Below are 26,778 nucleotides of genomic sequence, written 5' to 3'. Positions count from 1 at the left end.
CGCGGTATAAAACGGCGCCTCGCGCAGCAACATCTCTGGTGCTGTGGGTTGGGTGGGGGTTTGGGGGCGGAAGGGGCGACGCTTCGTAAGTAGAAACCCCTTCCGCCACCCAAGAAAAAACAAAAGTTTAATATGAAAGGAAGCTCTTTTGTATCGCTGCGAGCCACAGGCGAAGTAAAACCCTTTCCTCTCCCAAGAAAAAGAGAAAGGTGGATACAAAAGGAGTTTTTTGTTTAGCTTCGCTGTTCGCTATCGTCGCTTTGCTCTGCCAAAGCAGTTTGCAAGCAAGAAGAGACCGCTACGCTCGCAACTGCTTCCCCAAAAGCTGCGAACGCAAAGCGTGAAGCAGAGCAGAGCGTAATTCAAGCCCCCACCCCCCCCCTTTTTTTTACAACAAAGCAAAAAACAACCTCAAACGGTTGTTTTTTGCGCAAAGAAGCTTGGCTCGAAACACCAAATTTTGACTAAATCAAATTTAGCATCTTAAAGTTGCGGGTTTGCGCAAGTGAAATTTGCAAATTTGCCGCCCTTTAAAACGACCGATTTATCAAAAAATCAGCCGAATTTAATTAATATTGCGAAATCGAAACAAGAATCAGGATAAAAGATGAACGAAAATTTGATAGCTTATGCCGCGGCGTACCTGCTAGGCGGTATCCCCTCGGGCGTTATTTTGGCTTATATCTTCGGCGGGGTGAACATCAGAAGCGAAGGTAGCGGCAGTATCGGTGCGACGAACGTCTTGCGCGTGCTAAAGCAAAAAGACCCCAAACTCGCTAAAAAAATCGCGATTTTGACCGTAGTTTGCGACGTTTTGAAGGGTGTTTTACCGATACTGATCGCGAAATTTTTAGGCCTTGCTCCGGCGACGCTTTGGGCGATGGCGGTACTTTCGGTGCTCGGTCACTGCTATTCGCCGTTTTTAAAATTTGAAGGCGGCAAGGGCATTGCCACGGGAGCTGGCGTTTTAGTGGTCTTTTTGCCGCTTGAGATCGCTATCGCGCTTGGAGTTTGGTTCGTCGTGGGCAAGCTGCTTAAAATCTCATCGCTCGCCTCGCTAGCCGCGCTTGCGGCGTTTATAGTGGCGACTTTTGCGTTGCAGCCGCAGATCCCCGACATCGACTCCTATGCGCCGATATTTTTGATCGCGTTTTTGGTCGTTTACAAGCACCTGCCAAACATCAAGCGCCTGATAACCGGGCAAGAAAAGCGCGTCATTTGACGACGATTATCAGAGATTACGAATTTAGCACGATCATCGGGCTGCTTGATTTCGAGCGCGTGACTCCGCAGAAGGTAAGAGTGAGCGCGGAATTTGAAAGCGGCGAGTTTATAGACTACGTGGAAATGATAAATTTGATCGAGGAAATTTACGCGCTGGAGAAATTTGGCACCGTGGAGAGCTCGCTTGAAATTTGCGCGAAAAAGTTGAAGGAAAAATTTAGCTCGCTTAGCTTTTTAAAAATGGAAATTTTAAAAATCGAGATCGTCAAAAATGCGACGGTTGGCGCAAGAGCTGAGTTTAAATATTAAATTTTTTTTAAAGTATCTTGAAATCTTGCTTAATTTATGCTACAATCCCATCAAATTTCACTGAAGGGAAAAAATGAGAATTTTAATAGTTGAAGATGAGGTAACTCTAAACAAAACCATCGCCGAGGGCTTGCAAGAGTTCGGCTATCAGACCGACAGCTCGGAGAATTTCAAGGATGCCGAATACTACATCGGTATTAGAAATTACGACTTGGTTTTGACTGACTGGATGCTTCCGGACGGCGACGGCGTGGATCTGATCAACATCATCAAACACAAATCTCCGCGCACCGCAGTAGTCGTGCTATCTGCTAAAGACGATAAAGATAGCGAAGTTAAGGCATTTAGAGCTGGTGCGGACGACTATATCAAAAAGCCGTTTGATTTCGACGTTTTGGTAGCTAGAATAGAAGCAAGACTGCGCTTCGGCGGTACGAACGTTATCAAAATAGACGACCTTATCATCGATCCGGACGAGGAGAAAATCACCTATCTAGGTCAAGATATCGAGCTAAAAGGCAAACCGTTTGAGGTGCTAACTCACCTTGCGCGCCACAGCGATCAAATCGTCAGCAAAGAGCAACTACTAGACGCGATCTGGGAGGAGCCTGAGCTCGTAACTCCAAACGTAATCGAAGTAGCAATCAATCAAATCCGCCAAAAAATGGATAAACCGTTAAACATCTCGACTATCGAGACGGTCAGAAGACGCGGGTATAGGTTTTGCTTTCCCAAAAAAGCCTAAGATTTAGGTTTATAGTGCAATTAGCATCGGCTTCTACGATGCTAATTCTCATCATCTCCGTTCTTTTATATCAGTATATCAAGGTTACGATATACGAGGGTATCTCGCAATCGCTCGCATACGAAGCTAAAATTTTATCCACGAGCGCAAATTTATCTAAAGTACAAAAACCGTTTGAATACTTCACGCTAAACGATAGTCCCACGAGGGCAAAGCTCGTCGAGGGCAAGACCGTATCGCCTTATTTTGTCACGGAAAAGCTCGGGCAAAAGACCTATTTGACGTTATTTTACCCGTATATGGACGATACTAGCATCGCGCTAACCAAAGACACCACCCATCAAAGCAAACTCATAGATCAAATTTTAATCGACATCATCATGGTAAACGCTACGTCGATACTTCTGATTATTTTTTACGTGCTGTTTTTGTCGCGGATGCTGCTTGTGCCGATTAAAATTTTAAGCAGAAAAATGACGAATTTAAACGAGCGATTTTTACAGACGGTGAGCCTTGACGAGCTACCGCCCGAGTTTAAGCCGCTGGGCAGAAGTCTAAACCGCCTGATCGAGCGTATTCAGACGTTCGTACTCTATCAAAAAGAACTTTTCGTCGGCGTCGCGCACGAACTAAAAACGCCGCTAGCAGTGATGAAAACCAAAAACGAAGTCACGCTAATAAAACCGCGCGAGAGCGAAAAATATATCGAAGCGCTCAAAAACAACAACGAAGCCATCAATCAGATGAACAAAATGATCGGCTCTATCCTGGAGATCGGGCGGCAGGAGGGCGCGCAGTTTGAGGAGGCTGTGCGCATCGATATCATCGAGTTTTTAAATCAATCTGCGAATAATTTTAAAATTTTAGCTCGCGGCGAGGGCAAGGATATCGCGACTGATTTTGCGCCAAATAGACTTGAAATGACGCTACAAACGACGCTTTTAACGCACGTTATTCAAAATTTCGTCCAAAACGCGATCAAATTTTCTCCTCGCGGCGCCGTGGTCACGCTGCGCTCTCGCCTTAGCAAAAACGAATTTATCATCGAGGTTATAGACGAGGGCTACGGTATCGACGAAAGCAAGGACCTTTTTGCGCCGTTTAAGCGTTTCGGCGATAAGGGCGGAGCGGGGCTTGGGCTATTTCTAGCTAAGGGCGCGGCTCAGGCTCTGGGCGGCTCGGTGTCTATCAAAAACCGCACCGATGGGCGCAACGGTGCGGTCTCGACCCTCACTTTAGCGATAAATAAAAATAATAAAGGCAAATAAATGGCAAAACGAACCGCCGTCATAGATCTAGGCTCAAATTCGATGCGAATGGCAATTTTTGAGAAGACTTCGCGTTACGCGTTTCACATCATCGGTGAATTTAAGATGAAGGTGCGCCTGGGCGAGGGCGCGTACGAGCACGGCGGCGAGATCGCCCAAAGATCGATGCAAAAGGCCTGCGAGGCGCTTAGCGAGTTTAAAAATATCGCACAAAACTACAAATGCTCGAAGATTTTCGCCATGGGCACCTCGGCTCTACGCGACGCTCCGAATGCCGGCCTGCTCATAAGCATGGCGCGCAAAGAGCTCGGGATAAATTTAAAAGTCGTTAGCGGCAAGGACGAGGCGACGTTTGGCGGCGTGGCGGCTTTAAATTTACTCGAGCCGCTAGAGGAGTTCGTCACGCTTGATATCGGCGGGGGCTCTGCGGAGTTAGCGCTTGTTAGCGGCGGCAAGATAATAGACGCCGTGTCATTAAATTTGGGCACGGTGCGGCTAAAGGAGCTATTTTTCGATAAGAAAAATTTAAACGCCGCAGCGCCTTTTATCAAAGAGGCGTTTAAAAGTTTGCCTAAAAATTTTAAAAGCAAAAACCTAGTCGCCATCGGAGGCAGCCTGCGCGCGATATCTTCTGCTATTATGTCGGCGCAAGACTATCCGCTAAAAACTGTGCACAACTTCGCCTACAAATTTCAAAACCATAAAAATTTTATCGAAAATTTAGCCCGAGCGAGCGTGCTGGAGCTTGGGAAATTCGGCATCAAAAAGGACCGATTCGACACGATTAGAGAGGGCGCGCTTATATTTTTAGGCGCGGTGGATGCTGTAGGCGCGCAAAACATCTATACTAGCGGCGCGGGCTTTAGAGAGGGCGTATTTTTGAGCGATATCTTGCGCCCGACGCGCAAATTTCCGCCAAATTTTAACCCTAGCGTGAGGAGCTTGCAGGATAGATTTTTGCTAGACGATAATAAAACTATCGTAAAATACGCAAAAGACCTCTTTGTCGCGCTAGAGCCGCTGCACGGGCTTGATGGGCGCTACGAGAGCGAGCTAGCCGTGGCTGCGAGGCTACATAGCGTGGCGCAGTGTTTGGGATTTTACGGCGAGCATGCTAGCTCGGCGTTTTTTGTGTTAAACGCCCTAAACTACGGCTTTTCGCATGTGCAAAAATGCCTAGTCGCCGCGATCATCGCTCAAAATGGCAAGAAAAGCTCAAGCGAATTTGAGCGATTTAAAAACCTGCTTCCTGGCGAGGACGTCGTGCGCTGGCTGAGTTTTATCCTCGCGCTTGCTAAAAATCTAGATGCAAACTGCGCGCATAAGAAGCTGGAGTTTGAGTTTATCAATCACACTTTGCAAATTTACGGCGCTAAAGAGCTGTTTATGGCGAAGGAAAATATCAAAAAGATGACTAAACCGGATACCTTTGCGATCTGTTTTGCGTGAAATTTGATGGAGTAATTTGATGAAATTTGCGGTAAATTTCATCAAATTTTAAAAAGGCAAATTTAGTCTATACTTGCCTTATCCTTGTATGCGTCCAGCGTTTGGCGGTTTTCGATGTAGGCGTTTAACTTTTTTTGATTTTCTTTAAAAAAACTCTGAAAATCTTGCTCGCTCGTCATCTTTTCTTCGCCGAATTTGTCCAAAAGCACGTTTGACGTGCCCGTTAGCACGAGATAGCGTCTATCAAGGTGCTGAAAAAGCACGACTTTATTCGTATCGTCAAGCGGTTTTTCGTAGATTATCTCCACGCCATCGTCGCTTTTTACCTTTTCAAACCAACCGTTTTCGCGCTTTGTTTTTATCGTTTTTTGATTGTTTTTTAGCTTTGCCTTGACGAACAAAAGCACGACTAAAAGTAGTGCCAAAACGCCCAAAACCGAGTAATATCTATAATCGATCATGTCGCTCATACCCTGCGTCATAAAATTTATGTCGCCGCTTTGCGCGCCTAAATTTAAGCCAGCACCTTGAGCGTACGGGGTCAAATTTGAAGCGTTTTGATCGCCGGATAAATTCGTCGCTTCGGTTATATTTTCTCTAGTTTCTTGCGGCGAGAGCGCGGTTGCGGCGGCTGAGTTCGCTGCATTTTCAGGCGTCACGCGTATGCGCAGGCCAAAGCCGTCGGTGGTTTTTGAGGCGCTAACGGCTACCTGAGCGTCGCTTTTTATCACGAGGGCTAAATTTTGCCCCCTAGGCTCAAACAAAAGCTCTTGCAGTATGCTTGAATTTACGCTTTTTTCGATATTTTGATCGTTTTGCAGGCCTTTAAAAAGTAGGGTTATCGCGCCGTCTTTGCGCTCTTGCAGGATCGCTCCGCTATAAGGCGCGTCAAAACTAAGCATGATATCGACGCGGTCGCTACGCTCGTAAATGTTGTAAGTAGATAAATTTGACCCCCAAAGCGCTACGAAAAACAACAAAAGCGCGGCGAAAATCCTCATAGTTGCTCTCGTTTAAAGTACTGGATGACGGATTTTGAGTCTAGGATTTCATTTATCCTGATGGCGAGGTTTTTTTCGTAGACCATTACCTCGCCCTTGCCGAAAATTCGGTTATTTATAAAAAGCTCCACGCTCTCGCCGGCGGGTTTTTCCAGGTCGATAACCGAGCCTACTTCGAGCTTTAAAAGCTGCTTTACGCTAATCGTCGTCGTGCCTAGCTCTGAGATAAAATCCACTCCGATATCCATCAACTCGTCGTAGCTTTTAAAAAGCCCGCCGCGCTCTTGCAACATCTCCTGAACCCCTTGCGGCGCCGTTTCTACGGCAGTTACTTCTTGTAGTTCTTTGCTCATGCTTTTTTGTACCCTACTTGAAATGTTCTATTTTTGATTTTATAGACGCGCTTGTCTTCTAATTTGATGTGGAAATTCGTCCTGCCTAGATACTCCGGAGTGCCTAGTTTATAGGCGTTTGCTTCGCGTTCGTTGAGTAGATTTTTAGCGTAGCCGATCGTGAGATTTGCCACCTCTTTGCAGATATCGCTTAGCTCGTCTTCGGCTAGTTTATCGACGCCAAGGAGCACGCTAGCAAAGCGATTTAGCGTATCTTTTTTAAAATAAAGATAAAAGTGAAACTCCTCTTTGCCCTTAAAAATCGGCAAGCTCGAGCCGTAAAATTCGCCCTCCGCGCTCTTTGCGCTCTCTATCTTGTAGCCCAGAGTGTCCTCGCACAGATGCTTGATCCCAAGCTCCGCAACGTCCATCATCGCGCCGTCCTTTAAACGAAATTTTTTGATTATACTTAAATTTAACGCAAACGCGGCTAAATTTAAAAAAGTTTATTGATTTGCTTTATCAGCTCTTCGCCCTCAAATTTAGCCGTGAGCTTTACTATCTCGGTGCCGATTATCGCGCCGTCGGCGTAGGTTTTTACCTCGTCGGCGTCGTTTTTATTTTTCACGCCAAAGCCTACCGCGACCGGCAGCTCGCTTCTTTTTTTTAGACCCTCTACGAGCGCTTTTAGCCTCTCCTCGCTAGCTCGCTGCGACCCGCTCACGCCGATAGCGCCGAGCGCATAGATAAAACCCGAGCCGAATTTTAAAATTTTATCCGCGCGATTTTGTGACGTGACGCTGATTAGCGGGATGAGATCAAGGTCAAATTTAGCGCACAGCCCCGCTACCTCCTCGCTCTCCTCAAACGGCAGATCGGGGATGATAAAGCCCGCGATACCGACCTCTTTTGAGCGAGCGATAAATCTCTCTACACCGTAAGCAAATACGATGTTAAAATACACGAGAAAAACGACGGGTTTATTTATCTTGCCTTTGCACTCTTCTAGCATGGCAAATATCGCGCCTGTGTTTACGCCCTTTGCGGCGGTTTCAAAGCTAGCCTGCGCGATGAGCTTACCGTCTGCGAGCGGATCGGAGTATGGGATGCCAAGCTCTAGTAGATCCAGGCGGCTGCCGTCTAAATTTAATAAAAACTCCTTCGTCGCTTCGACGCTAGGATATCCGGCAACGACGTAGCCGATGTTTGCTTTTTTGCCCGCGAACGCGTCTTTTACCTTAGCCATAAATTTTTCCTTTCTCGTAGCTCATCACGGTGTTTATGTCTTTGTCGCCGCGCCCCGAGACGTTTACGACGATGACGCTTTTTTTCGTTAAATTTGGGCAGAGCTTTTCTAGATACGCTAACGCGTGCGAGCTCTCGATCGCAGGGATGATGCCTTCTAGGCGGCTGGTTAGGTATAGCGCGTTTATGCACTCGTCGTCGGTGACGCCGTAGTAGGCGGCTCGTTTGCTCTCGTGCAGGTGCGCGTGCTCCGGTCCTACACCTGGATAGTCAAGTCCCGCCGAGATGCTATGCACCGGCTCGATCATGCCGTACTCGTCTTGCAAAACGATCGTTTTCATGCCGTGGATGATGCCTGTGCGGCCCTTGGTTAGCGTCGCGGCGTGATAGGGCGTGTGTGCGCCAAGCCCTGCTGCCTCGACTCCGATCAAATTTACGTCCGCGTCGCCCAAAAACGCGCTAAAGATACCGATCGCGTTGCTGCCGCCGCCGACGCAGGCGATGACGTAATCCGGATGCACGCCGTATTCTTTTAGCTGGACCTTGGTCTCGCGGCCGATGATACTCTGGAAGTCGCGCACGATCCTAGGATAGGGGTGCGGGCCGACTGCCGAGCCGATGACGTAAAAGGCGCTTTCTATCTCGTTTACCCACGCTTGGATCGCTGCCGTGGTAGCCTCTTTTAGGGTTTTTAGACCCTCTTCTACGCTCACGACTCTGGCACCTAAAAGCTGCATGCGAAATGCGTTTAGCTGTTGGCGCTCTACGTCGGTCGCGCCCATATACACGTCGCACTCAAGGCCGAGCAATGCCGCCGCAGTCGCAGTCGCCACGCCGTGCTGACCGGCGCCCGTCTCAGCTAAGACCTTCTTTTTGCCCATTTTTTTGGCTAGAAGCGCCTGGGCTAGGGCGTTGTTTATCTTGTGCGCGCCGGTGTGGTTTAGATCCTCGCGCTTGAGGTAAATTTCATGCCCGTAGTGCGAGCTAAGGCGTTTTGCGTGATATAGCGGGCTCGGGCGTCCGACGTAGTTTTTTAGTAGGTCGTCTAGCTCGGCCTCAAATTTAGCCGTTTTTGCGATGCGCTCGTAAGCGGCCTCTAGCTCGTCTAGCGCGAACATCACGGTTTCTGGCACGAACTGGCCGCCGAATTTGCCGAAATATGCTTTGGTGTTCATCGGTATCCTTTAAATTTTCGTTCTATTTTAGCATTTTAAGTTTTTATTCGGCTTATTTTGGGTGCGGTATGGCAGCGTTAGCCGGCAAGCTGGCAAAATGAGTAAATTTAAAACAAGCGATATTTTATTTAGACGAGGTGGCAAAGGCTTAAATTTGCCTTCGCCGCAAGCAAATTTAAGCCTTTATCAGCTCCAAAATTTTCTTTATTTTGTCGGCCGATTTTATACCGTTTTCATCCTCGACTTTTGAGTTTAGATCAAGCACTCGCGGGTTAAATTTGGTCGCTTCGCGCACGTTGTGCTCGCCGATACCGCCCGCCATACCGAAGTCAAATTTGACCTCCCGCAAAATCTCCCAATCAAAGCTAATGCCGTTGCCGCCGGCGTTTTGCCCCTTACAGTCAAAAAGCGGCATATTGCAAAGTGCGGTATCGACGGCGGGCAGCTTGTCTAGTACGCTGTAAACGCGCCAAACCTCTAGCTCCATCGCCTTTAAATTTGCGTACAAATTTGAGCTAATCTCTCCGTGGATCTGCGCCGCGTCAAGCGGGACAAATTCGCAGATTTCCATTATCTCGCAGTCGCTTTGCCCGGCAAAAACGCCGACGCATTTTTTCCCCGCCGCATGCGCGATACCCGCTATCTCGCGCGCCGTTTGTGCGCTCACCTGCCGTTTGCTTTTAGCAAATATCGCGCCCAAAAAATCAACGTCCAAACTCGCCACGTCGCGCGCCTCCGCAGGCGTTTTGATACCGCAAATTTTAACCAGCGTCACGCTTCGCCTCGTACGTAGTCCTCAAAATATCGACAAACTTTACCGCTTTTTATAGCATCCAGGATGACATCTTTGGCCTGCGCTGGACTGTCTGCGACGCCTGCTGCATAGAGCGCAAACATCGCGTTTAGCACGACTACGTCAAATTTCGGTCCGCTAATCTCGCCTTTTAAAATTTGCTTTAAAATTTCGGCGTTTTGCTCAGGCGTACCGCCCTCGATCTCGCTGTGAAACGCCCGTTTGAAGCCAAACTGCTCGGGCGTGATGCTGTACTCGCTGATCTGGCCGCCGCGTAGCTCTACGACGCGCGTCTCGTCACACAGGCTGATCTCATCTAGTCCGTCCTCGCCGCGAACCACCAGCGCTCGTTCGCGTCCCAGCAGCTGTAGCGTCTCGGCATATAGGCGCAAAACGGGCTTGTGATAGACGCCTACGAGCTGATTTTTGAGCGCCAAATTTGGATTTAGCAGCGGGCCTAGCACGTTAAAAACCGTGCGGATACCCAGGCGCTGACGTACTTCGCGCACCTCGCCCACTAGCGGGTGGAAAAACGGAGCGTGGAAAAAGGCTAAGTTTTTGTCGTTTAGCAGCTCGCGCTGTCGCAGGAGCGAATTTGAGCTCTTAACGCCCAAAATCTCAAGCACGTCCGAGCTGCCCGATTTGCTAGAAACGGCTTTGTTTCCGTGCTTTGCGACTTTGACGCCAAGGCTCGCTAAGATAAACGCGACGGTCGTTGAGATATTTATCGTCTTAAAGCCGTCGCCGCCCGTGCCGCAAAGATCGATCATCGGTGAGGGATCGCGGTAGGTCTGCGAGTATTTTAGGATGTTTTTGGCGAGGCCTGCTAGGCTTTGCGGATAGAGGCTTTTTTCGCTGATTAACACCAAAAGCGCTGCTAGCTGCGTGATCTCGTACTCCTTGCTCGCGATGATTTCGCAAATTTGCTCAAAGTCGCGGTCGTCCAAGCGCTCGTTTTCTTGAAGCTTGATTAGAAACGGCTTTAGCGGGCGGATTTTGGGCTCTTTGGCGACTTCGGCTGCAGGCGTGGCTTCGTAATTGATAAAATTTTCGATGATTTTTTTGCCGTACTGCGTGAAGTAACTCTCGGGGTGAAACTGTATGCCAAAAATCGGCCTGTCTCTCACGCTAAGCGCCATCACTACGCCGTCCTCGCTCACGGCCGTGCATTCTAAATTTGACGGTAGCTCGTCCACGTAAAGCGAGTGGTAGCGCATGACCTCAAATTCGTCCGGTAACCCCGTAAATAGCGGCTCTTTGCGGCTAACTTTTATGAGCGAGGTTTTGCCGTGATATGGCTTTTCTAGGCGTTTGATCTTTGCGCCGTGTACGAGCCCGATCGCCTGATGCCCGAGGCAGATACCAAGGATCGGCGCGGCGATGTCGCTTCGCAAAATCTCTAAACAAATGCCGCTATCTTGCGGGTGTTTCGGGCCCGGGCTTAGTACGATTTTGCTCGGATTTAGCCTGCGGATCTCATCTAGCGTGATCTTGTCGTTGCGCACGCAACGCACTTCTTCGGAAGTTAGCTCGCGTAGATACTGCTCTACGTTGAATACGAAACTGTCGTAGTTGTCGATCAATAAAATCAAAATTTTCTCCTTTTTTGCGGCTTGTCTTTTTGCCCTATACTTCGTTGGATTTAAATTTTACTCGGTCACTACCGACAAGGTAGCTCCCGTCGTAAAATTTAAACCCGCCTCGCCTAGAACAAAAATACTTCGCCTTAACTTTTTACGTTCAAATTTGAAGTCAAATTTGGTTAAATTTGCAAATTTTACTTACCGAGACCCGCATCTTGAAAATATCAAAATTTGAAAAACTTACTTTCTGTAAAACTGATTTTTTGGGAGAGGAAGAGGGTTCTACTTACGAAGCGTCGCCCCTTCCTCTCCCAAGCCTCTCTAACCCCACTGCACGTGAGAGGTTGCTGCACTACGTGCAGGTCAAATTTCTCAAATTTCCCTTGCGTTTTTCGCAAACACGTTTAGCACTGAGGCGCGTTTTTTACAAATTTCTTTATATTCATACTCGGGAACGCTATCTATCACGATTCCGGCTCCGGCCTGCACGAAAATTTCGGCGAAATTTTCCCCGAGCTCTCCGCTTTTTAAATTTGACTCGTTTGCGCCGTCAAGGTGCGGGTTATGCCCGCTAGCGTCAAATTTGCCGCCAAATTTACGCGCAAATATCGCGCTTCTAATCAAAATCGCCATTTGTGCGTCGCCGTTAAAGTGGAAAAATCCGATGCCGCCGCCGTATGCGTTGCGCCTATACGACTCAAGCTCGGCGATGATCTCCATGGCGCGGATTTTGGGCGTACCGCTGAGCGTGCCTGCGGGAAAGATGCTGCCGACCGCGTCAAATGCGTCTAGATCGTCCGCCTTCGCGCCGTAGACGTCGCTTACGATATGCATCACGCTTTCGTAGCGCACGATGCGCATGGCGTTTTTGACCGCGACGCTTTTTGGTTTGCTGACGCGGCCGATGTCGTTGCGAGCAAGGTCGATGAGCATTTTGTGCTCGGCTAGCTCTTTTTCGTCGCTTAGTAGTTCGCGCTCGAGCGCGGCGTCCTCCATCGCGTCCCTGCCGCGTCCGCGCGTGCCGGCTATGGGCGCGACATAGATTTTGCCCTCTTTGATCTCGCAGACTAGCTCTGGGCTAGAGCCCGCGACGTCGCCGTAGGGGGTCGGGAAGTGAAACATATAGGGGCTCGGATTTGCCTCGCTTAAGGCTCGGTAGAAATCCAAGCTATCCATATCCGAGGCTAGTTTTAGCTGCTCGCTTAGCACGACTTGAAAGACGTCGCCGCTTTTTAGGTACTCTTTGGCGCGCTCGGCGATACTCAGAAAATGCGCTTTTTCGCCCTCTAAATCGGTTAAAATTTGATATTTGCTCTGTCTTTTTGCGCGCTGTTCCTTGGCGGCCGCTTCGTCGTCTGCGCTAAATTTAACGAGAAAATCGTAATACCGCTCGCTATCGCCGTAAAAGCTGTAAATTTTGCTATTTTTATCAAAGTGCAGATAGGCGCGGGCGTTGGCGTAGAAAAAGTCCGGGAAGTCGTACTGCGAGGTGTTAAATTCGGGGATTTTTTCAAAATATTTTATCCCGCTGTAGCCCAGTACTCCAAACAGTCCCGCAAAAGGCGCATCAAATTTTTGAGCTTTAAAATAGCTCTTAAGCCCCGCAAAATCGGTTTGCTCGCTGCTTATATACTCGCAGTCGATGCCGACTATGGTCTGCGTCGTGTCCTCGGCGAGGTAGGAGTTAGCAAATCTCTCGCGGATCTTTTCGTAATAAAAAACTGGGCTCAAAAGTAGCATAAAATATCCTTTAATGAGCGTAGATTATATAAAAATTAAGCTTAATTTTCATTTGACGGCGGCGTCAAAAAGCTCGCGCTCTAGCCTTTGCGCCGCGTCTAGAGCGGGGCAGTCCGAGGCGCCGTATCTGGCCGCGACGCTTTTTATATCCTCAAAGCTCACGACCGTTTTGCCCTCTCTTTTTTGAAATAAAAACTTAAACGGAAGCTCTAGCGCTAGGCGCGGTTCGCATTCTATTAAGGGCGCAAGTACGCCCGGAGCGCCGAAAATCACCGTGACCGACGGCGTCAAATTTACTCCCGTTTGCGCGGCGAAAACGTGATGAGGTACTACGGCAAATTCGCTAATATCCTTCATATCAAGCAGTCTTTGAAATCTCTTAACCGCGCCTTCTAGCTCTAGCTCGCTTTGGCCTGCCGTGACGCCGGCAAAGGCCAAATTTAATCCCGCAAAAATCATCAGAAACAATCTTTTCAATAATTTTCCTTTTTTAAAATTTAAAATTAATTTTACCCAAAAACGGCTAAAATCGGATTTTACTTTAAGGCGAGATTATGGAAATTTTATTGGTTGCGTCGATCGGATACGTGTGTTTGGGGCTATTTGTCGGCTTTTTGTCCGGATTTTTGGGCATAGGAGGCGGCGCGGTGGCCGTGCCGATACTCGTATTTTTGGGCTTTGACGTCAAATACGCAATCGGCGTGAGCGTCCTGCAGATGGTGTTTAGCTCCGTTTACGGCTCGCTTTTAAATATAAAAAACAAAAACGTCGATCTAAAGCCTGCTTTGGTGCTAGGTATCGGCGGCTTTTGCGGGGCTAGTGCTAGCGGCTTTATCGTGGCGAGCGTTCCGTCGAAATTTTTGCTGCTTACGCTTATCTGCATTCAAATTTTTAACGTTATTAAACTGTTTTTTAAAAATCCGGAGCCAAAAGGCGCGCAAAACCCATCTCTCGTTCCGCTGTTTTTCGTCGGGCTTTTCGTCGGCGCGGTGGCTATCAGCGTAGGTATCGGCGGCTCTGTCATCATCATGCCGGTTTTGATAAATTTTCTCAACTATGATATAAAAAAGGCCGTCAGCACTGGACTATTTTTCGTGATATTTTCGTCGATTTCGGGCTTTATCAGCTTGGCCTCGCAGGGGCTCGTGCAGTACGAGGTCGGCGTTTTGGTCGGTATCGGCTCACTTATAAGCGTGAGATTTGGTGTGGCTTTGGCGCAAAAGATCGACCGCACCGTCCAAAAAAGATGTTTGCTTGCGCTCATCTCTACGACGCTAATTATAATGATAAATAAGCTTTTTGCTTAAAATTTGAGTTTATAGATTTAAAACAATACGATTAAATTTGCGATAAATAAGGGAGTGGGGCAAATTTGCCCCGCCCGTCTTCAAGAAAAATCAGAAATTTTCTAAAAATCCGCCGTCGCTTAGTTTTAGCTCGAGATCCTTTACGTAGTCTTCGGCTGCTTTTTGGTATTCGTTTTTGCTGGCGGTTTTTATTGCGCCGTTTTTGCCGGTAAACTCAAGGTTTCTCTCTCTTGCAAAATTTGCCGTCTGTTTTACGATATTTTCAAACGAGTTTTCGCCGTTAAATTTAAGTGCGATAAAGGCATCAAACGGCGAAAAATTCGCGGGCACGTTTAACTCGTCGGCAAATTTTATGACAGGTTCGTCTGCGGCACTAAAATACTCAAAATATCCGCGTACTCGCTCTTTTAGGCGACTCTTGCCAACTTCATAAGTAATTTTCGGACGCTCGTAAGTCGTTAGCTTCGCACAGTCTGCGGCTAAAATCTCCATAAAACCGAAATATGCCGATTTTACGGCGTTTTCGTCGTCTTTTAAGAGTGCTGCGACATCGGCAAAATTTACGCTTGCCGGATATACGTCGGTAAAGACTTGATAAAGCCAGTCGTATTCAGGTTTCATTAAGACGTTGCTAATATTTTTGTAGCGGTCTTTTTCTTTGTTAAAGCCTGCTGAGATATGTAGCTTGCAAAGTTCGTCGGCGCCGATATTTACGTTAAGGTCGTTTGGAATAAGCTCTTTGTGTACTATCATACTGCGTCTAAAAACCTTGTTTGTTAAAAAGTCGAGCGTCTGTTCTTTTTCTATGCGCGAGCTAAAATTTGCGTCTATATACGAGTCAAATTCTTCTATTCCTAAATTTGACTGAAAAACGTCCTCAAGCCCGACTTCGGCGAGATAAGTTAGGTTGTTTTTTTCTAAATTTTCCGCAAAATCTTTAAAATAAATCGGATAGTTAAAAACTTCTAAATATTCGTGAGCGATATAAGAATCGTTTGTTGAGAGTATATGGTCGATGTGGAATTTTAGGCTATCATAATTTACGAAAATCTGGCTTACGTTGCCATCTTTTTGGCAAAATTTAGCGTATTCTCCCAGTACCTTTAAAAGCTCTCTAGCTTTGGCTACTTTTGCGGCTTCTCCTTTTATACCCTTGGTGCCAAACATTAAAAAATCTCTGATCGTATCCTTGATCTTCCAGCCCGGATAGACGTTGTAGCTCACGTACGCCACGCCGTTTGGGCTCAAAAATTGCTTGATGGTTTTTAGGATCGCGTCCTTTACGACGCCAGGCACCCAGCTATAAACGCCGTGGCAGATGATATAGTCGAATTTACCGTAATCTCTCACGTCCGCATCCGTAAAATCGCAGATATCTTTTGCCCTAAATTCGATATTATCCACGCGCATTTGCTTGGCTAGCTCTTTGGCTTTATTTATCTGCACTTCGCTTAGATCTATGCCTAGCACCTTTGCCTGCGGGTTTGCGATAGCAAAAGGAAATAAATTTCCGCCGTAGCTGCAACCTATTTCCAGCACTTTAGCCGTTTTTGACGGCGACGGCGTTAGCGACAAAAAAGAAGCTAAAGCCTCAAGGCGCGCTGGAGAAGTCTCCGCGAAAGCGGCTGAAATATACGGAAGCTCGTCGTAGGATTTTTGGATGTCGTTCATTTTTAGAGCCTTGGGTTAAAATATTTTTACGATGATACAGCAACGCCTATTAAATGCGGGTAAATTTAGGCAGTTAAGGCCGCCTAAATTTACTTAAAATTTAAGTCCGAAAACTGCCGAAGCGATAAAGACGACAGTTGCCGTGATGAGAAAAATGCCGATGATATTTAGCCAGATTCCGGCCTTTATCATAGAGCTGATTTTTACGTAGCCAGAGCCGTATGCGATGGCGTTTGGCGGCGTGGCGACGGGCAGCATAAATGCAAACGTAGCCGCCATAGCGACCGGGATCGTAAATAGCATCACGTTTGCGCCGGTATAGCCAAGCCCCGCGCTAACGCCTGCGATGACTGGCAAAAAGGCCGCTGCGGTGGCGGTGTTTGACGTGATCTCGGTTAGGAAAATGACGAGCGTTACGACGGCCATGATGATCGCCGAGGTAGGCAGCGCGCCGAGAGCAGAGACCTGATGACCGATCCAAAGCGACAGTCCGCTGCTGCTAAACTGCGCTGAGAGCGATAGTCCGCCACCAAAGAGTATGAGGATATCCCACGGCAGCTTTTTGGCGCTATCCCAGTCGATGAGGCGTTCGCCGCTTTTGTTTGCAGGTACGATAAAGAGCAAAATCGCCGTACTCATCGCGATTATCGCATCAAGGCTGGCGATTTTTATATCAAAGGACTTTAGGATAAAACCCAGCGATATCCAGCATGCAGCTGCTGCTACGAAGATGACTCCGACTAGCTTTTCTGGGGTGGTTATGGGTCCTAGTTTATCTAGCTCGTCTTGGATAACTTTTTTGCCGTTTGGTATCTCGCCGATTTCAGGCTTAAAGAGTACGTAAGTGAGCAAAAACCAACACGCCGCGAGCATAACGACGCTAAGCGGCACGCCGACTAGCATCCACTCAAAAAAGCCGATCTCGATGCTAAATTCGTTTTTCATGTATGCGACCAGAAGGGCGTTTGGCGGAGTACCGATGATGGTGCCCACTGAGCCTATCGAGGCGGCGTAGGCGATGCCTAGCATCAGCGAGATACCGAAATTTGAGCTAAAAGTGCTCGTTTTTTCTTTTATCTCTTTTGCGATGTCGCGACCTTTGTGAAATACCGTATTCATAAAGCCGCCTTGCACGCCTTTTCGCGAAATTTCGTCCAAATTTGCCACGTCCTCGATCGCCGTAAACGTCCATTTTTGAGTCGTTAGGCGTCCGACTAGGTGAAGCACGCTTAGGCCCACGGGCAGCATCATTATAGCGGTTGCGGTGTTGCTCACCCACATGGATAAAAATCCCGTCGCCACCATAAACCCCGCCACCAGCCGTCTCGGGCTCGTACCTACTAAAAGCACGATACCAAGGGCGATTCTGGTGTGTAGATTCCACCTTTGCATAGCAAGGGCTAGCACGAAGCCACCCATAAAAAGATATATCGTGTCCGAAGCATACGGCGCCGCGACAACCTTAAACGCATCGACGCCAAGTACCGGAAAGGCAACCATCGGCACCAGGGCGGTTGCGGGTAGGGCGATGGCCTCGGTCATCCACCACGCCGCCATCAGCGCGGCTACCGCGGCAACGACGGGCATGGCTTCTACGTGCAGCTTTTTGCCCTTGGCCGCAGCTAGAGCGATATCTCCTGCGTTTGCGGGGAAGATTTTGTAAACCCAAATCGCTAGAAAAACGCCTAGCACCAGCCCGATGAGTTCGACTCGGTTTGTTCTTCTGTCTATAGGAATGTTTGGATTTGCCATGATAACTCCTATGCTTGGGATAATTTATAATACATCCAAAAAGCTTATAGCTTAAAAAATTCTTTTACTTTAAAATTGATTTTTACTAAAGTGTTGATAAAAGTAACAGGGATTTTAGTTAAAGCGATTTTGGGTATAATTACGGGTTAAAAATTTAAAATCACGGAAGCGAAAATGAACGCAAACGACACCATAAAAATCACGGGCGCGCGCGAGCACAACCTAAAAAATTTAAATCTTGAAATTCCGAAAAACAAGCTCGTAGTTTTCACCGGACTTAGCGGCAGCGGCAAAAGCACGCTAGCCTTTGACACGCTTTATGCCGAGGGGCAGCGCAGGTATATGGAGAGCCTCAGCAGCTACGCTAGGCAGTTTTTAGACCGCGTAGGCAAGCCCGACGTCGATAAGATCGAGGGTCTCACGCCCGCTATCGCGATAGATCAAAAAACCACGTCCAAAAATCCGCGCTCGACCGTGGGCACGATAACGGAAATTTACGACTACCTGCGCCTTCTATACGCAAGGGTCGGTATCCAGCACTGCCACAAATGCGGCAAACCGATCTCTAAAATGTCGGCTAGCGACATCATAAACGAGATCCAAAAGCTGCCCGAGGGCGCCAAAGTCGTCATCTACGCTCCGCTCGTGCGCGAAAAAAAGGGCACGTGGGCGGATTTGATCGAAAATTTACGCGGCAAAGGCTACGTGCGCGCCCAGATAGACGGCGTGCAGGTGCGCTTAGACGAGGAGGTCGAGCTAGCTAAAACCAAAAAGCACACGATAAAGCTCATCGTAGACCGTATCGTGATAGACGCGGATAACGCGCAGCGCCTAGCCCAGGACGTAGAAAAAGCGCTGAATGAAAGCTACGGCGAGGTCGAGATCGAGATCGCAAACGCCGAAGAACTCGGGCTAAAAGAGAGCTTCATCCACTACAGCGAGCACTCGGCGTGCTTTGATTGTAAAATTTCATTTACGCCGCTCGAGCCGCTTAGCTTTAGCTTTAACTCTCCAAAAGGCGCGTGCGAGAGGTGTGATGGTCTTGGCATCAGATATAGCCTAGATCTAACCAAAGTGATCGACGAAGAAAAAAGCATCGAAGGCGGCGCGATAAAGCTGCTTTACGGCTACAATATGAGCTATTATTATAAATTTTTGCTAGCTTTTTGCGAGCAAAACGGCATCGACGTAAAGCGCCCCTACTGCGAGCTTAGCGAGGATGAAAAGCGCCTCGTGCTCTACGGAAACGTAAAAGAGGTCGAGTTTTTCTGGAAGCGAAACAAGCTACTGCGCAAATTTGAAGGCGCGCTAAAAATCACTCACGGGCTTCTAAAAGACTACAAGGACTTCGACGAATACATGAGCGAGAAGATCTGCGACGACTGCGGCGGACACAGGCTAAAGCCTCAAAGCCTAGCCGTCAAGGTCGCAGGCCGCGGTATCGGCGAAATTTTAGACATGAGTATCGAAAACTGCACCGCGTTTTTTTCGGACGAGTCAAATTTTAGCTACCTTAGCGAATACGATAAAACGATAGCAAAGCCGATATTTAAGGAGATAAACGAGAGGCTGTTTTTCCTCTACGACGTGGGGCTGGGGTATCTCTCGCTCGGACGCGACGCGCGTACGATTAGCGGCGGCGAAGCGCAGCGTATCAGGATCGCTAGCCAGATCGGATCGGGTCTTAGCGGCGTGATGTACGTGCTAGACGAGCCTAGCATCGGTCTGCACGAGCGCGATACGCTAAAGCTCATCAAAACCCTGCGAAATTTGCAAGCCAAAGGCAACTCCGTGATCGTAGTCGAGCATGATAAAAAGACGATCGAGGAGGCCGACTACATCGTGGATATCGGGCCTGGAGCGGGGAAATTCGGCGGGCAGATAGTTTTTGCCGGCGACGTGAAAAGCCTGCTTGACTCAAGTACGCAAACCGCGCTTTACATAAACGGCGAAAAGGAAATCGACTACCGAAAAGACCGAAAAATCGACACTTGGCTTGAAATCTCAAACGTAAATATCAACAACATATCAAATTTAAGCGCGCGCTTTCCGCTGCGAAATTTAGTCGGTATCACGGGGGTTTCTGGTTCGGGTAAAAGCTCGCTCGTTCTGCAAACCCTGCTGCCTGAAGCCCAGGAGCAGCTAAACCGCGCCAAAAAGGTAAAAAAGGTCGCGGGAGTAAATTTGAGCGGACTAGAAAATCTAGACAAAGTGATCTACCTCGATCAAAGCCCTATCGGCCGCACTCCGCGCTCAAATCCGGCCACCTACACGGGCGTGATGGACGAGATCAGAGGGCTTTTTGCGCAGACCAAAGAAGCCAAACTGCGAGGTTACAAGATCGGCAGGTTTAGCTTTAACGTCAAGGGCGGACGCTGCGAAAAGTGCCAAGGCGAGGGCGAGATAACGATCGAGATGCACTTTTTGCCCGACGTAAACGTCGTTTGCGACTCATGCGGCGGCACTCGTTACAACGCGCAGACGCTAGAAATCCTCTACAAAGGCAAAAGTATCGCCGACGTGCTAAATATGAGCATCGACGAGGCGGTGGAGTTTTTTAAATCCGTGCCCAAAATCGCTAGCAAACTAACGACGCTGCAAGACGTCGGCCTAGGCTACATCACGCTGGGACAAAACGCCGTGACGCTAAGCGGCGGCGAGGCGCAGCGCGTAAAACTGGCAAAGGAGCTCAGTCGCTCGGATACTGGAAATACGCTCTATATCCTTGATGAGCCGACTACGGGGCTGCATTTTGCCGACGTCGATAGGCTCGTGCGCGTGTTGCACCATCTCGTAGATCTTGGCAACTCGGTCTTTGTCATCGAGCACAACATGGACGTCATCAAAAACTGCGACTACATCGTCGATATGGGGCCAGAAGGCGGCGCTAAGGGTGGTAAAATCATCGCGCAGGGCAGCGTAAAAGAGGTCGCTAAAAATCACGCAAAAACAGGCAGCTACACGGGTAAATTTTTAGCCGAGGAGCTGGAAAATATGAAAAACGCGGCAAAAAAGGCGAAGAAAAAATAAACGGCGAAGCAGATCGGTAAAATTTATAAAGCTATGTCGGCGTAAATTTACGCGAGGCTTGCCGCGTTAAATTTGAAGGAGCAAAAATGGACGCAAAACTCTATCTAAACAAAGCCGTTATGCAGCTATCAAGGGGACTTGAGGAGGGCGGCGTACAGAGCCTAAAGGATGCGCTCGGAAGCGAGGGCGACGAGGCGAGCAAGGTGCAAGCTAGCGTGATTTTAGGCGAATATTTCGTGATGAAAGGCGAATTTACGCAGGCCAGACAGCACCTCGAAGCCGTAGTCGAAAACTCTAGCGAGCTAGAAGAGGAATACGACGACTTACTAAACGATGAAATCTACAAAGCCGATTTGCTCCTAGATATGATCGATCGCTTCGGCTTTTTAGCGAAGTGAGGCGACGTAGCAGGCAAATTTGCGATATAAATTTTACGGTTTGCGGGCTTAGCCGCGCCAAATTTAGCCCGCAAAACGGCTGTAAATTTAATGAAAGGCAAAAATGAGGCTTTGGACGATAAGCTTTAAATATCTTGACGCAAAGGGGCTAGTAGCGCTTTGGCGCGAGGCGCTGCTGGCTAAAAACGTGCTGGCCGGGCTTACTAAAGGCTACAAAAATCACCCGCAGCTTGACCGCTTTTACGCGCACGAAAACGCGTGTGAAGCGATAAATGCGTATCTGGCGGAGGTTTACGCGCAGGCCTGCGCTCGCGGATATAAATTTGACGCGGCAAAAGTTGGCGAATTTGACGAGCGAAATTTAGCCAAGATAGCCGTCACTAGCGGGCAGATAGAGTATGAATTCGCCTTTTTGCAAGAGAAGCTAAAATCGCGCGACGTCAAGGCTTACGAGCGAAATTTGAGCGTAAAAAATATAGAAATCGCCAGCACTTTTAAAGAGGTCGAGGGCGGGATAGAGCCGTGGGAAAAGGTGAAAATTTAGTGCTGTATCGCACGTAAATTTTGGCTTGCTTGCGCAAATTTGATTAAAACGCCAAAATACGTTGCGTCGATTTTGCCGTAAATTACGGCAAATTTCGAGCGTTAAATTTGGGTATTTAAACGCCGTAAAATAGCGCAAATTTGGCACTAGGCCGGTACGCGGCTTTAGGCGAGTAAATTTGATTTTGCGTTTCGGCGATGTATGGACGGTAAGATAAAAATCTCGCATGAATAGCGTTGCTATAAAATTTACGAGCTAGCGCGGGCGTTTGTTAAATTTAGCGTTTTAAATTTGACGGCAAATTTAAAGGACGAAATAGCCAAATTTAAAAAGGCGAGCCCGGCGTTATTTCCGCCAAATTCGCCTTTGTTTTTCAAAAAAACTTCGCCTACCGATCAAATTTTGCGCTCAAATTTGACGGATCATAGCTCGTTTTACTCCACTCTCATATGCTCGGCGGCAGGCACTTTAGGCAGTCCTGGCATCAGCATAGTCGATCCGCTAACCGCCACGATAAAGCCCGCTCCGCCCCTGATCTCAAGCGCGCTAACCTCGAAGCTAAAGCCCTTCGGCCGTCCTAGTAGCTTAGCATCCGAGCTAAAGCTATACTGCGTCTTTGCGACGCAAACGGGCATACTCTCAAAGCCTAGGCGCGAAATCTCGGCCAGATCCTCCTGCGCGCGCGGGCTAAAGACGACGTCTTTGGCGCCGTAAATTTTAGTCGCGATCTTTTCGATCTTGGTTTTGACGGGGTCGGCGGGGTCGTAGGTAAAGTTTATCTCGCGAGCCGGTTTTTCGCAGATTTGCGCGACTTTTTTGGCTAGATCCTCCGTGCCCGCACTTCCCTTTAAAAAGCCCTCGCACACGCTAAACTCAGCCCCCGACTCCTCGCAAAGAGCGCGCACGTGAGCGATCTCGTCGTCCGTGTCCGAGGCGAATTTATTTAGCGCGACGATGACGTTTTGGTTAAAGTTTTTGAGATTTTCTATATGGGCTTTTAGGTTTTCGCCGCCTAGCTTTAGCGCGTCTAAATTTGGCTGCGAGATGCCGTCTTTGTCGCATCCGCCGTTATATTTTAGCGAGCGGATGGTGCTTACTAGCACGACGCATTTTGGCGCGAGACCTGCGGTGCGGCACTTGATATCTAGGAATTTTTGCGCTCCAAGCTCTGCGCCAAAACCCGCCTCGGTTACGACGTAGCCCGCTAAATTTAGCGCCGTTTTGGTCGCGATCACGCTGTTGCAGCCGTGCGCGATGTTTGCAAACGGTCCGCCGTGGATGAGTACTGGCGTGCCCTCGAGCGTCTGCACGAGGTTTGGTTTTATCGCCTCTTTTAGCAGTACGCAGACGGCATCCGCGCAGTTTAGGGATTTTGCGCGCACGAGGCCGCCCTCTTTATCGTAGGCGACGACGATGTTTTCGACGCGCTCTTTTAGATTTTTTAGGTCGGTCGCGAGGCACAGGATCGCCATAATTTCGCTAGCGGCAGTGATGACGAATCCGTCTTTTCGTGTAAATTTATTGCTTTTTTCAAGGCCGATCTCGATCTCTCTTAGCGAGCGGTCGTTCATATCCATGCAGCGTTTGAAAACGACGCGCGCAGGGTCGATATTTAGGGCGTTGCCGTGGTGGATGTGGTTATCTAGCATCGCAGCGATGAGGTTATTTGCCGAGGTAATAGCGTGAAAGTCGCCGTTAAAGTGCAGGTTGATATCCTCGCTCGGCGTCACCTGCGAGTAGCCGCCGCCCGTCGCTCCGCCCTTTATACCGAAAACCGGCCCCAGGCTCGGCTCTCTAAGCGCGGCGCACACGCGTTTGCCGATACGCGCTAAGCCGTCTGATAGCCCGACGGTCACGGTCGTTTTGCCCTCGCCGTACGGCGTCGGATTGGTCGCGGTAACTAGGATGAGGTTTGCGCCCGTCGCGCTGCCTAGTCGGGGCTCGATCTTGGCTTTTAGCTTGCCGAAGGTATCCAGCGCCTCCTCGCCTAGTCCCAGTTTTGCGCCGATTTTTACGATATTTTGCGGCTTTGCGCTTGCTTCTATTTCTCTGTCGCTTAGCATCGTCTTTCCTTAAAAATTTGATTTAAAATGATTTTGTAATTTTACCTCGCAAATGCGAAAAATCTCATTAAATTTTGGCCGCCGGTAATCAAATTTGGGCTAAATTTGAAACTAAATTTGACAAAGGATCGCTATGAAGGCGGTAAACGTTTTGCTTTTTGACGGATTTACCGCGATGGATGCGCTGGGGCCTGCCGAGGCGCCTGTCCCCTGCGCTAGAAGGGCGAGCGAAAATATTGCGAGATAGAGTATTTGGGTTGCTGGCGGGCTCGCGGGCAGTAGTACGAGCGCTAAAATTTGGACGCAAAAGCTAGATGAGATGGCTAAATTTGACCCGTTGCTCGTGCCGGGCGGTTTGGCAGCGAGACAGCTCGCGCTGGAGGGCGAGTTTATCACTATTTTGGGCGAGCTAGCGCGCAGACACGAGTACGTGATCACGGCGTATACGGGCTCGGTTTTACTAGCTAAAACAGGGTTTTTGGGCGGCATGGAGGCCACGAGTAACAAGCTATCGTGGCAGTGGGTGACCTCGGAGGCCCTGAATGTGCGCTGGATACGCGCGGCCAGGTGGTGCGTTAGCGAGAAATTTTACACTAGCTCGGGCGTGAGCGCTGGTATCGACGCGGCTCTGGGTTTTATCGCCGATATGCACGGACGGGACGAGGCGCAGCGTATCGCTTGGGCGATGGAATACGTCTGGAATAGCGACAAAAACGCGGAGTTGTTTTAAATTTTAGTTTGCTGCGGTTGCTAAAATTGGACCGCTAAATTTAAGCCGAGTCAAATTTACCGTGCCGCACGCCAAAATCGTAATTTTTAAAACAAACGGCTCGTATCTTGACTCGCGCTACCACAGTTTTAGGCAGACTTGCCCTATTATGACGGCGATAGGAGCTCCGTTTATGTCGTAAGTGTTGCTTGAGTTCGAGCCAAAATCGGGCTTAACTACGTTGCCTTGTATCACCCAAGTGTTGCTTGAGTTTGCGCCGTATTTGGGTTTTATTTTTTTGCCGTCAAACTCAAAGGTGTTAGAGGAGTTGGCTCCTGTTTTGGGCTTTAGCACGCCGCCGTCAAATTCAAAGGTATTGTGCGTGGTTGCGCCGTATTTTGGCTTTAGTTCGTTGCCCTCGTATACCAAAGCGCCGTTGCCCGCAGACCTTCCGTCCCAGTTGATTTTTGGCATTTCATCCTCCTAAAACGAGATATAAGTAATTATTTTCCGCGGCTTGCTTCTTTTGCCTTTATAGCTTCGTAAATTTCATCCGCGTTCGTCAAATTTGCGTCCAAAAACTCCTGCGCCTTTTTGAGCGTGCGCGCGCCCATGATGCCGTCGGCCTTGACGCCGATAGCCTTTTGCACGTATAAAATTTTATCTTTTTGCGTCATCTGCGGCGCGGTTTTGGCGGCGTCGGTGGAGTTTGCTTCGCGCGCCGTCTCGTTTGAGCCGTCAAATTTAGCCGTTATCTCGCGAAATTTGGCCTCCAGGCCGCGCGATGCCTCAAAGCGCTCGTCAAGCTGCATAAGAGTCGGAGCGTAGCCAAAACTCGATATCGCGCCGTAGATCGCGCCGAGGGCTCCAAATCCAGCTAAAATTTTAAAAAACAGCGAAAAAGCCTCTTTGTTTCGCATGCTTTGGCGGTACTCTTTAGGCACGGCACTACGGCGAATCAACGTAACCAGCGCGCTAAGCGGCGCTAAGACGCACCAAGCAACGCCAGCGCAAATAGCCAAAAATATAAGCGTATAAATAGGCGTCATGATGTAGCGGTCGGCTAAATTTTCGCCTAAAAATCCAGCCGTAAAAACTAGCGCAATCAGCCAAAACGCCGAGCCCAGCCCAAACCAAACCGCAGGCGAGTAAACGGGGGAGATTTTATTTAGGCATTTTTTCATCGTTTCGCCCAGTTTGCTCGCCGCGCCTCTTGAGACGTAGCCGTCGCAGGCCTCTATCACGGCGTTTGCGGCCTCGTTTTGCGCGTCATCCGTCTTAGCGATACGCTTTAGCGCGGAGTCTAGGGCGGGCTGCGAGCAGTAGCGCGTGAAAAATTTAAACGCCTCTCGCCTAGTTATCTTGCCGTCGGCGTCAATCTTTTCTAGCATCAATATCTCGTCCACGAAAAGATCGTCGAAAAAGGGCGGGCGGATAAAGGCGTAGGGCGGGTTGCTAAAGCCCACCGCCTCGTACTCCTTGCCTAGCAGGATAAAATTTAGCCTCGTTATCGCGCTAGAACCCACGTAAGAAAACAGGTGCGAGCTCTCGTCGCCGCTCTCTTCGTCTTGATAAAACGGTATCGTTTGCGAGATAAATTTGCAACTGCGAGCGCATAAAAAGTCCAAGAGCTCGTCGGCGTATGCGCGCGATTTTATGCGTAAATTTACGCCGGGTTTCGCGTAGGCGCCGATGTTTGCTACCGTGGTAAAGTATCCGTGTCCGCTACACTGGGCGCACTGCACGTAGCCGGACCCGCCGCATCCGCCGCACCTAACCGTGCCAGATCCCGAGCAGCCGTAGCAGGTACTTGAGCCGCTGCCGCCGCATGACGAACAGCTCTCGTAGCGATACGTTACGTAGGTGCTGCCGTCTGAGTTGTACTGCGTGTGAGGGCGATTTACGCCGCCGCTGCCGCCGCACGTGGAGCAGCTTTGTCGTCCGCGTCCGCCGCAGCTGGAGCAGGTTTTTTTACCGCGTCCGCCGCACTCGCCGCAGCGAGTCTGCCCGTCGCCGCCGCAGTTGTCGCAGCGTTCGCTCATGCTAAAGGGCTTAAAGTCGTAATACCTAACCGCGCCGCCTGATTTTGCGACGGCCTCGTTTGCGTCTTGGCGCAGCTCGGCGAGTAAAATCTCGTGCAAATCGGCGCTATCTCTAGCCTGCAGCAAGCACTCTCTGGCGTGATTTTCGTAGCCGCGCGTATCGTCGCCGAAATGTATCTGCTCCTTTGCGCCGCCTGCTATTTTGCTCTCTTCGCGTTTGCCGTAAAACTCCCATGTCACGGTCGCCGTCGCTTCAAAATCAAAAATTTCGTGCGAAATTTCTACCAAATCCTCAGGCTTAGCTTGGTTGCCACTTACTAGATTGCGCAGTCCTTTTAAAAACGGCTCGTGTAAATTTAACTCGTCAAATTCGCTCATTTTAAATCCTAAATTTGATT

The 26,778-nt window shown here is 49.0% G+C and carries 25 protein-coding genes; 10 read left to right on the top strand and 15 right to left on the bottom strand.

The window, feature by feature from the left end; translation table 11 throughout:
* Positions 1-607 precede the first annotated feature (607 nt).
* From plsY to RWM02_RS08145, 5 genes are all read left to right on the top strand, one after another.
* On the top strand, positions 608-1,222 hold the full coding sequence (gene plsY / locus RWM02_RS08165; RefSeq protein WP_314071018.1) for a glycerol-3-phosphate 1-O-acyltransferase PlsY: 615 nt from the start codon (positions 608-610) through the stop codon (positions 1,220-1,222).
* A complete protein-coding gene (locus tag RWM02_RS08160; RefSeq protein ID WP_122863174.1) occupies positions 1,219-1,533 on the top strand; it encodes a dihydroneopterin aldolase in 315 nt (104 codons plus the stop codon). Before plsY ends, RWM02_RS08160 begins: the two co-directional genes overlap by 4 nt.
* Before the next feature lie 73 nt (positions 1,534-1,606).
* Positions 1,607-2,278: a homeostatic response regulator transcription factor HsrA gene (gene hsrA, locus RWM02_RS08155; RefSeq protein WP_002947350.1), complete on the top strand. Its 672-nt coding sequence runs from the start codon at positions 1,607-1,609 to the stop codon at positions 2,276-2,278.
* Positions 2,279-2,316: 38 nt separating this feature from the next.
* Positions 2,317-3,546, top strand: coding sequence for a sensor histidine kinase (locus RWM02_RS08150; RefSeq protein WP_314071026.1), 1,230 nt, complete (start codon positions 2,317-2,319; stop codon positions 3,544-3,546).
* A complete protein-coding gene (locus tag RWM02_RS08145) occupies positions 3,547-4,995 on the top strand; it encodes a Ppx/GppA phosphatase family protein (RefSeq protein ID WP_314071010.1) in 1,449 nt (482 codons plus the stop codon).
* A 62-nt stretch (positions 4,996-5,057) separates the two neighbouring features.
* On the opposite strand, the gene RWM02_RS08140 is transcribed toward RWM02_RS08145, so the two are convergent.
* The 9 genes from RWM02_RS08140 to RWM02_RS08100 all read right to left on the bottom strand — a co-directional run bounded on the left by RWM02_RS08140 (position 5,058) and on the right by RWM02_RS08100 (position 13,341).
* Complete coding sequence (locus tag RWM02_RS08140; RefSeq protein ID WP_314071007.1) at positions 5,058-5,996, bottom strand: excinuclease ABC subunit A; 939 nt, start codon at positions 5,994-5,996, stop codon at positions 5,058-5,060.
* Positions 5,993-6,289, bottom strand: a complete 297-nt coding sequence (gene fliN / locus RWM02_RS08135) for a flagellar motor switch protein FliN (RefSeq protein WP_034957998.1) — start codon at positions 6,287-6,289, stop codon at positions 5,993-5,995. Before fliN ends, RWM02_RS08140 begins: the two co-directional genes overlap by 4 nt.
* Positions 6,290-6,345: 56 nt before the next feature.
* On the bottom strand, positions 6,346-6,759 hold the full coding sequence (locus RWM02_RS08130) for a chemotaxis protein CheX (protein ID WP_314071024.1): 414 nt from the start codon (positions 6,757-6,759) through the stop codon (positions 6,346-6,348).
* Positions 6,760-6,824: 65 nt separating this feature from the next.
* Positions 6,825-7,574, bottom strand: a complete 750-nt coding sequence (trpA, locus tag RWM02_RS08125) for a tryptophan synthase subunit alpha (RefSeq protein ID WP_314071005.1) — start codon at positions 7,572-7,574, stop codon at positions 6,825-6,827.
* Entirely contained in the window at positions 7,567-8,748 is a 1,182-nt protein-coding gene (gene trpB / locus RWM02_RS08120; RefSeq protein WP_314071003.1) for a tryptophan synthase subunit beta, read from the bottom strand. Before trpB ends, trpA begins: the two co-directional genes overlap by 8 nt.
* A 175-nt stretch (positions 8,749-8,923) precedes the next feature.
* A complete protein-coding gene (locus RWM02_RS08115; protein WP_314071000.1) occupies positions 8,924-9,523 on the bottom strand; it encodes a phosphoribosylanthranilate isomerase in 600 nt (199 codons plus the stop codon).
* Positions 9,520-11,133 (bottom strand): anthranilate phosphoribosyltransferase, encoded by a 1,614-nt coding sequence (gene trpD, locus RWM02_RS08110; protein WP_314070997.1) that lies wholly within the window; start codon positions 11,131-11,133, stop codon positions 9,520-9,522. The genes RWM02_RS08115 and trpD overlap by 4 nt, the downstream gene beginning before the upstream one ends.
* A gap of 363 nt (positions 11,134-11,496) precedes the next feature.
* A complete protein-coding gene (locus tag RWM02_RS08105) occupies positions 11,497-12,864 on the bottom strand; it encodes an anthranilate synthase component I family protein (RefSeq protein ID WP_314070994.1) in 1,368 nt (455 codons plus the stop codon).
* Between the two features lie 48 nt (positions 12,865-12,912).
* Complete coding sequence (locus tag RWM02_RS08100) at positions 12,913-13,341, bottom strand: DUF302 domain-containing protein (RefSeq protein ID WP_314070991.1); 429 nt, start codon at positions 13,339-13,341, stop codon at positions 12,913-12,915.
* A 77-nt stretch (positions 13,342-13,418) separates the two neighbouring features.
* On the opposite strand from RWM02_RS08100, the gene RWM02_RS08095 reads away from it, so the two are divergent.
* Positions 13,419-14,171, top strand: a complete 753-nt coding sequence (locus RWM02_RS08095) for a sulfite exporter TauE/SafE family protein (RefSeq protein ID WP_314070988.1) — start codon at positions 13,419-13,421, stop codon at positions 14,169-14,171.
* A gap of 90 nt (positions 14,172-14,261) precedes the next feature.
* On the opposite strand, the gene RWM02_RS08090 is transcribed toward RWM02_RS08095, so the two are convergent.
* Both RWM02_RS08090 and RWM02_RS08085 read right to left on the bottom strand, forming a co-directional pair.
* On the bottom strand, positions 14,262-15,842 hold the full coding sequence (locus RWM02_RS08090; protein WP_314070985.1) for a class I SAM-dependent methyltransferase: 1,581 nt from the start codon (positions 15,840-15,842) through the stop codon (positions 14,262-14,264).
* Positions 15,843-15,935: 93 nt separating this feature from the next.
* Positions 15,936-17,594, bottom strand: coding sequence for an SLC13 family permease (locus RWM02_RS08085; protein ID WP_314070982.1), 1,659 nt, complete (start codon positions 17,592-17,594; stop codon positions 15,936-15,938).
* Positions 17,595-17,768: 174 nt separating this feature from the next.
* Between RWM02_RS08085 and uvrA the strand changes: the two genes are divergently transcribed.
* The 3 genes from uvrA (at position 17,769) to RWM02_RS08070 (ending at position 21,566) form a co-directional block, all read left to right on the top strand.
* Positions 17,769-20,624 (top strand): excinuclease ABC subunit UvrA, encoded by a 2,856-nt coding sequence (uvrA, locus tag RWM02_RS08080; RefSeq protein WP_314070979.1) that lies wholly within the window; start codon positions 17,769-17,771, stop codon positions 20,622-20,624.
* A gap of 86 nt (positions 20,625-20,710) precedes the next feature.
* The gene (locus RWM02_RS08075; protein ID WP_314070977.1) at positions 20,711-21,022 is read left to right on the top strand and encodes a hypothetical protein; all 312 of its coding nucleotides are present in this window, start codon (positions 20,711-20,713) and stop codon (positions 21,020-21,022) included.
* Positions 21,023-21,125: 103 nt separating this feature from the next.
* Positions 21,126-21,566 (top strand): pyrimidine dimer DNA glycosylase/endonuclease V, encoded by a 441-nt coding sequence (locus RWM02_RS08070; protein ID WP_314070974.1) that lies wholly within the window; start codon positions 21,126-21,128, stop codon positions 21,564-21,566.
* Positions 21,567-21,814: 248 nt separating this feature from the next.
* Here RWM02_RS08070 and RWM02_RS08065 read toward each other — a convergent pair whose 3' ends face one another.
* Positions 21,815-21,943 carry a hypothetical protein gene (locus RWM02_RS08065; protein WP_314070971.1) on the bottom strand — a complete coding sequence of 43 codons (129 nt, stop codon included), beginning with the start codon at positions 21,941-21,943 and terminating at the stop codon, positions 21,815-21,817.
* 57 nt (positions 21,944-22,000) lie between these two features.
* Positions 22,001-23,629: a formate--tetrahydrofolate ligase gene (locus RWM02_RS08060; RefSeq protein WP_314070968.1), complete on the bottom strand. Its 1,629-nt coding sequence runs from the start codon at positions 23,627-23,629 to the stop codon at positions 22,001-22,003.
* 319 nt (positions 23,630-23,948) lie between these two features.
* Here RWM02_RS08060 and RWM02_RS08055 point away from each other — a divergent pair, with 319 nt between their 5' ends.
* Positions 23,949-24,359: a DJ-1/PfpI family protein gene (locus RWM02_RS08055; protein WP_314070966.1), complete on the top strand. Its 411-nt coding sequence runs from the start codon at positions 23,949-23,951 to the stop codon at positions 24,357-24,359.
* A gap of 117 nt (positions 24,360-24,476) precedes the next feature.
* Here the strand turns inward: RWM02_RS08055 and RWM02_RS08050 are convergent, their stop codons facing one another.
* Together RWM02_RS08050 and RWM02_RS08045 are read right to left on the bottom strand one after the other, a co-directional pair.
* Positions 24,477-24,812 (bottom strand): hypothetical protein, encoded by a 336-nt coding sequence (locus RWM02_RS08050; RefSeq protein ID WP_314070965.1) that lies wholly within the window; start codon positions 24,810-24,812, stop codon positions 24,477-24,479.
* Positions 24,813-24,841: 29 nt separating this feature from the next.
* Complete coding sequence (locus tag RWM02_RS08045) at positions 24,842-26,758, bottom strand: hypothetical protein (RefSeq protein WP_314070963.1); 1,917 nt, start codon at positions 26,756-26,758, stop codon at positions 24,842-24,844.
* Between the last annotated feature and the right edge of the window lie 20 nt (positions 26,759-26,778).

The sequence above is a fragment of the Campylobacter showae genome (assembly GCF_963515975.1).
GTDB classification, from domain to species: domain Bacteria; phylum Campylobacterota; class Campylobacteria; order Campylobacterales; family Campylobacteraceae; genus Campylobacter_A; species Campylobacter_A showae_F.
Note: the sequence above shows the minus strand (reverse complement) of the source record. Positions and strands in the feature narration are given on the sequence as shown.

Coding starts and splice junctions, on each gene's coding strand:
- plsY (WP_314071018.1), top strand. CDS start 608: ATGAACGAAAATTTGATAGCTTATGCCGCGGCGTACCTGCTAGGCGGT.
- hsrA (WP_002947350.1), top strand. CDS start 1,607: ATGAGAATTTTAATAGTTGAAGATGAGGTAACTCTAAACAAAACCATC.
- RWM02_RS08150 (WP_314071026.1), top strand. CDS start 2,317: ATGCTAATTCTCATCATCTCCGTTCTTTTATATCAGTATATCAAGGTT.
- RWM02_RS08145 (WP_314071010.1), top strand. CDS start 3,547: ATGGCAAAACGAACCGCCGTCATAGATCTAGGCTCAAATTCGATGCGA.
- RWM02_RS08140 (WP_314071007.1), bottom strand. CDS start 5,996: ATGAGGATTTTCGCCGCGCTTTTGTTGTTTTTCGTAGCGCTTTGGGGG.
- fliN (WP_034957998.1), bottom strand. CDS start 6,289: ATGTTGCAAGAGCGCGGCGGGCTTTTTAAAAGCTACGACGAGTTGATG.
- RWM02_RS08130 (WP_314071024.1), bottom strand. CDS start 6,759: ATGGACGTTGCGGAGCTTGGGATCAAGCATCTGTGCGAGGACACTCTG.
- trpA (WP_314071005.1), bottom strand. CDS start 7,574: ATGGCTAAGGTAAAAGACGCGTTCGCGGGCAAAAAAGCAAACATCGGC.
- trpB (WP_314071003.1), bottom strand. CDS start 8,748: ATGAACACCAAAGCATATTTCGGCAAATTCGGCGGCCAGTTCGTGCCA.
- RWM02_RS08105 (WP_314070994.1), bottom strand. CDS start 12,864: ATGCTACTTTTGAGCCCAGTTTTTTATTACGAAAAGATCCGCGAGAGA.
- RWM02_RS08095 (WP_314070988.1), top strand. CDS start 13,419: ATGGAAATTTTATTGGTTGCGTCGATCGGATACGTGTGTTTGGGGCTA.
- RWM02_RS08090 (WP_314070985.1), bottom strand. CDS start 15,842: ATGAACGACATCCAAAAATCCTACGACGAGCTTCCGTATATTTCAGCC.
- RWM02_RS08085 (WP_314070982.1), bottom strand. CDS start 17,594: ATGGCAAATCCAAACATTCCTATAGACAGAAGAACAAACCGAGTCGAA.
- uvrA (WP_314070979.1), top strand. CDS start 17,769: ATGAACGCAAACGACACCATAAAAATCACGGGCGCGCGCGAGCACAAC.
- RWM02_RS08075 (WP_314070977.1), top strand. CDS start 20,711: ATGGACGCAAAACTCTATCTAAACAAAGCCGTTATGCAGCTATCAAGG.
- RWM02_RS08070 (WP_314070974.1), top strand. CDS start 21,126: ATGAGGCTTTGGACGATAAGCTTTAAATATCTTGACGCAAAGGGGCTA.
- RWM02_RS08060 (WP_314070968.1), bottom strand. CDS start 23,629: ATGCTAAGCGACAGAGAAATAGAAGCAAGCGCAAAGCCGCAAAATATC.
- RWM02_RS08055 (WP_314070966.1), top strand. CDS start 23,949: ATGGCTAAATTTGACCCGTTGCTCGTGCCGGGCGGTTTGGCAGCGAGA.
- RWM02_RS08050 (WP_314070965.1), bottom strand. CDS start 24,812: ATGCCAAAAATCAACTGGGACGGAAGGTCTGCGGGCAACGGCGCTTTG.
- RWM02_RS08045 (WP_314070963.1), bottom strand. CDS start 26,758: ATGAGCGAATTTGACGAGTTAAATTTACACGAGCCGTTTTTAAAAGGA.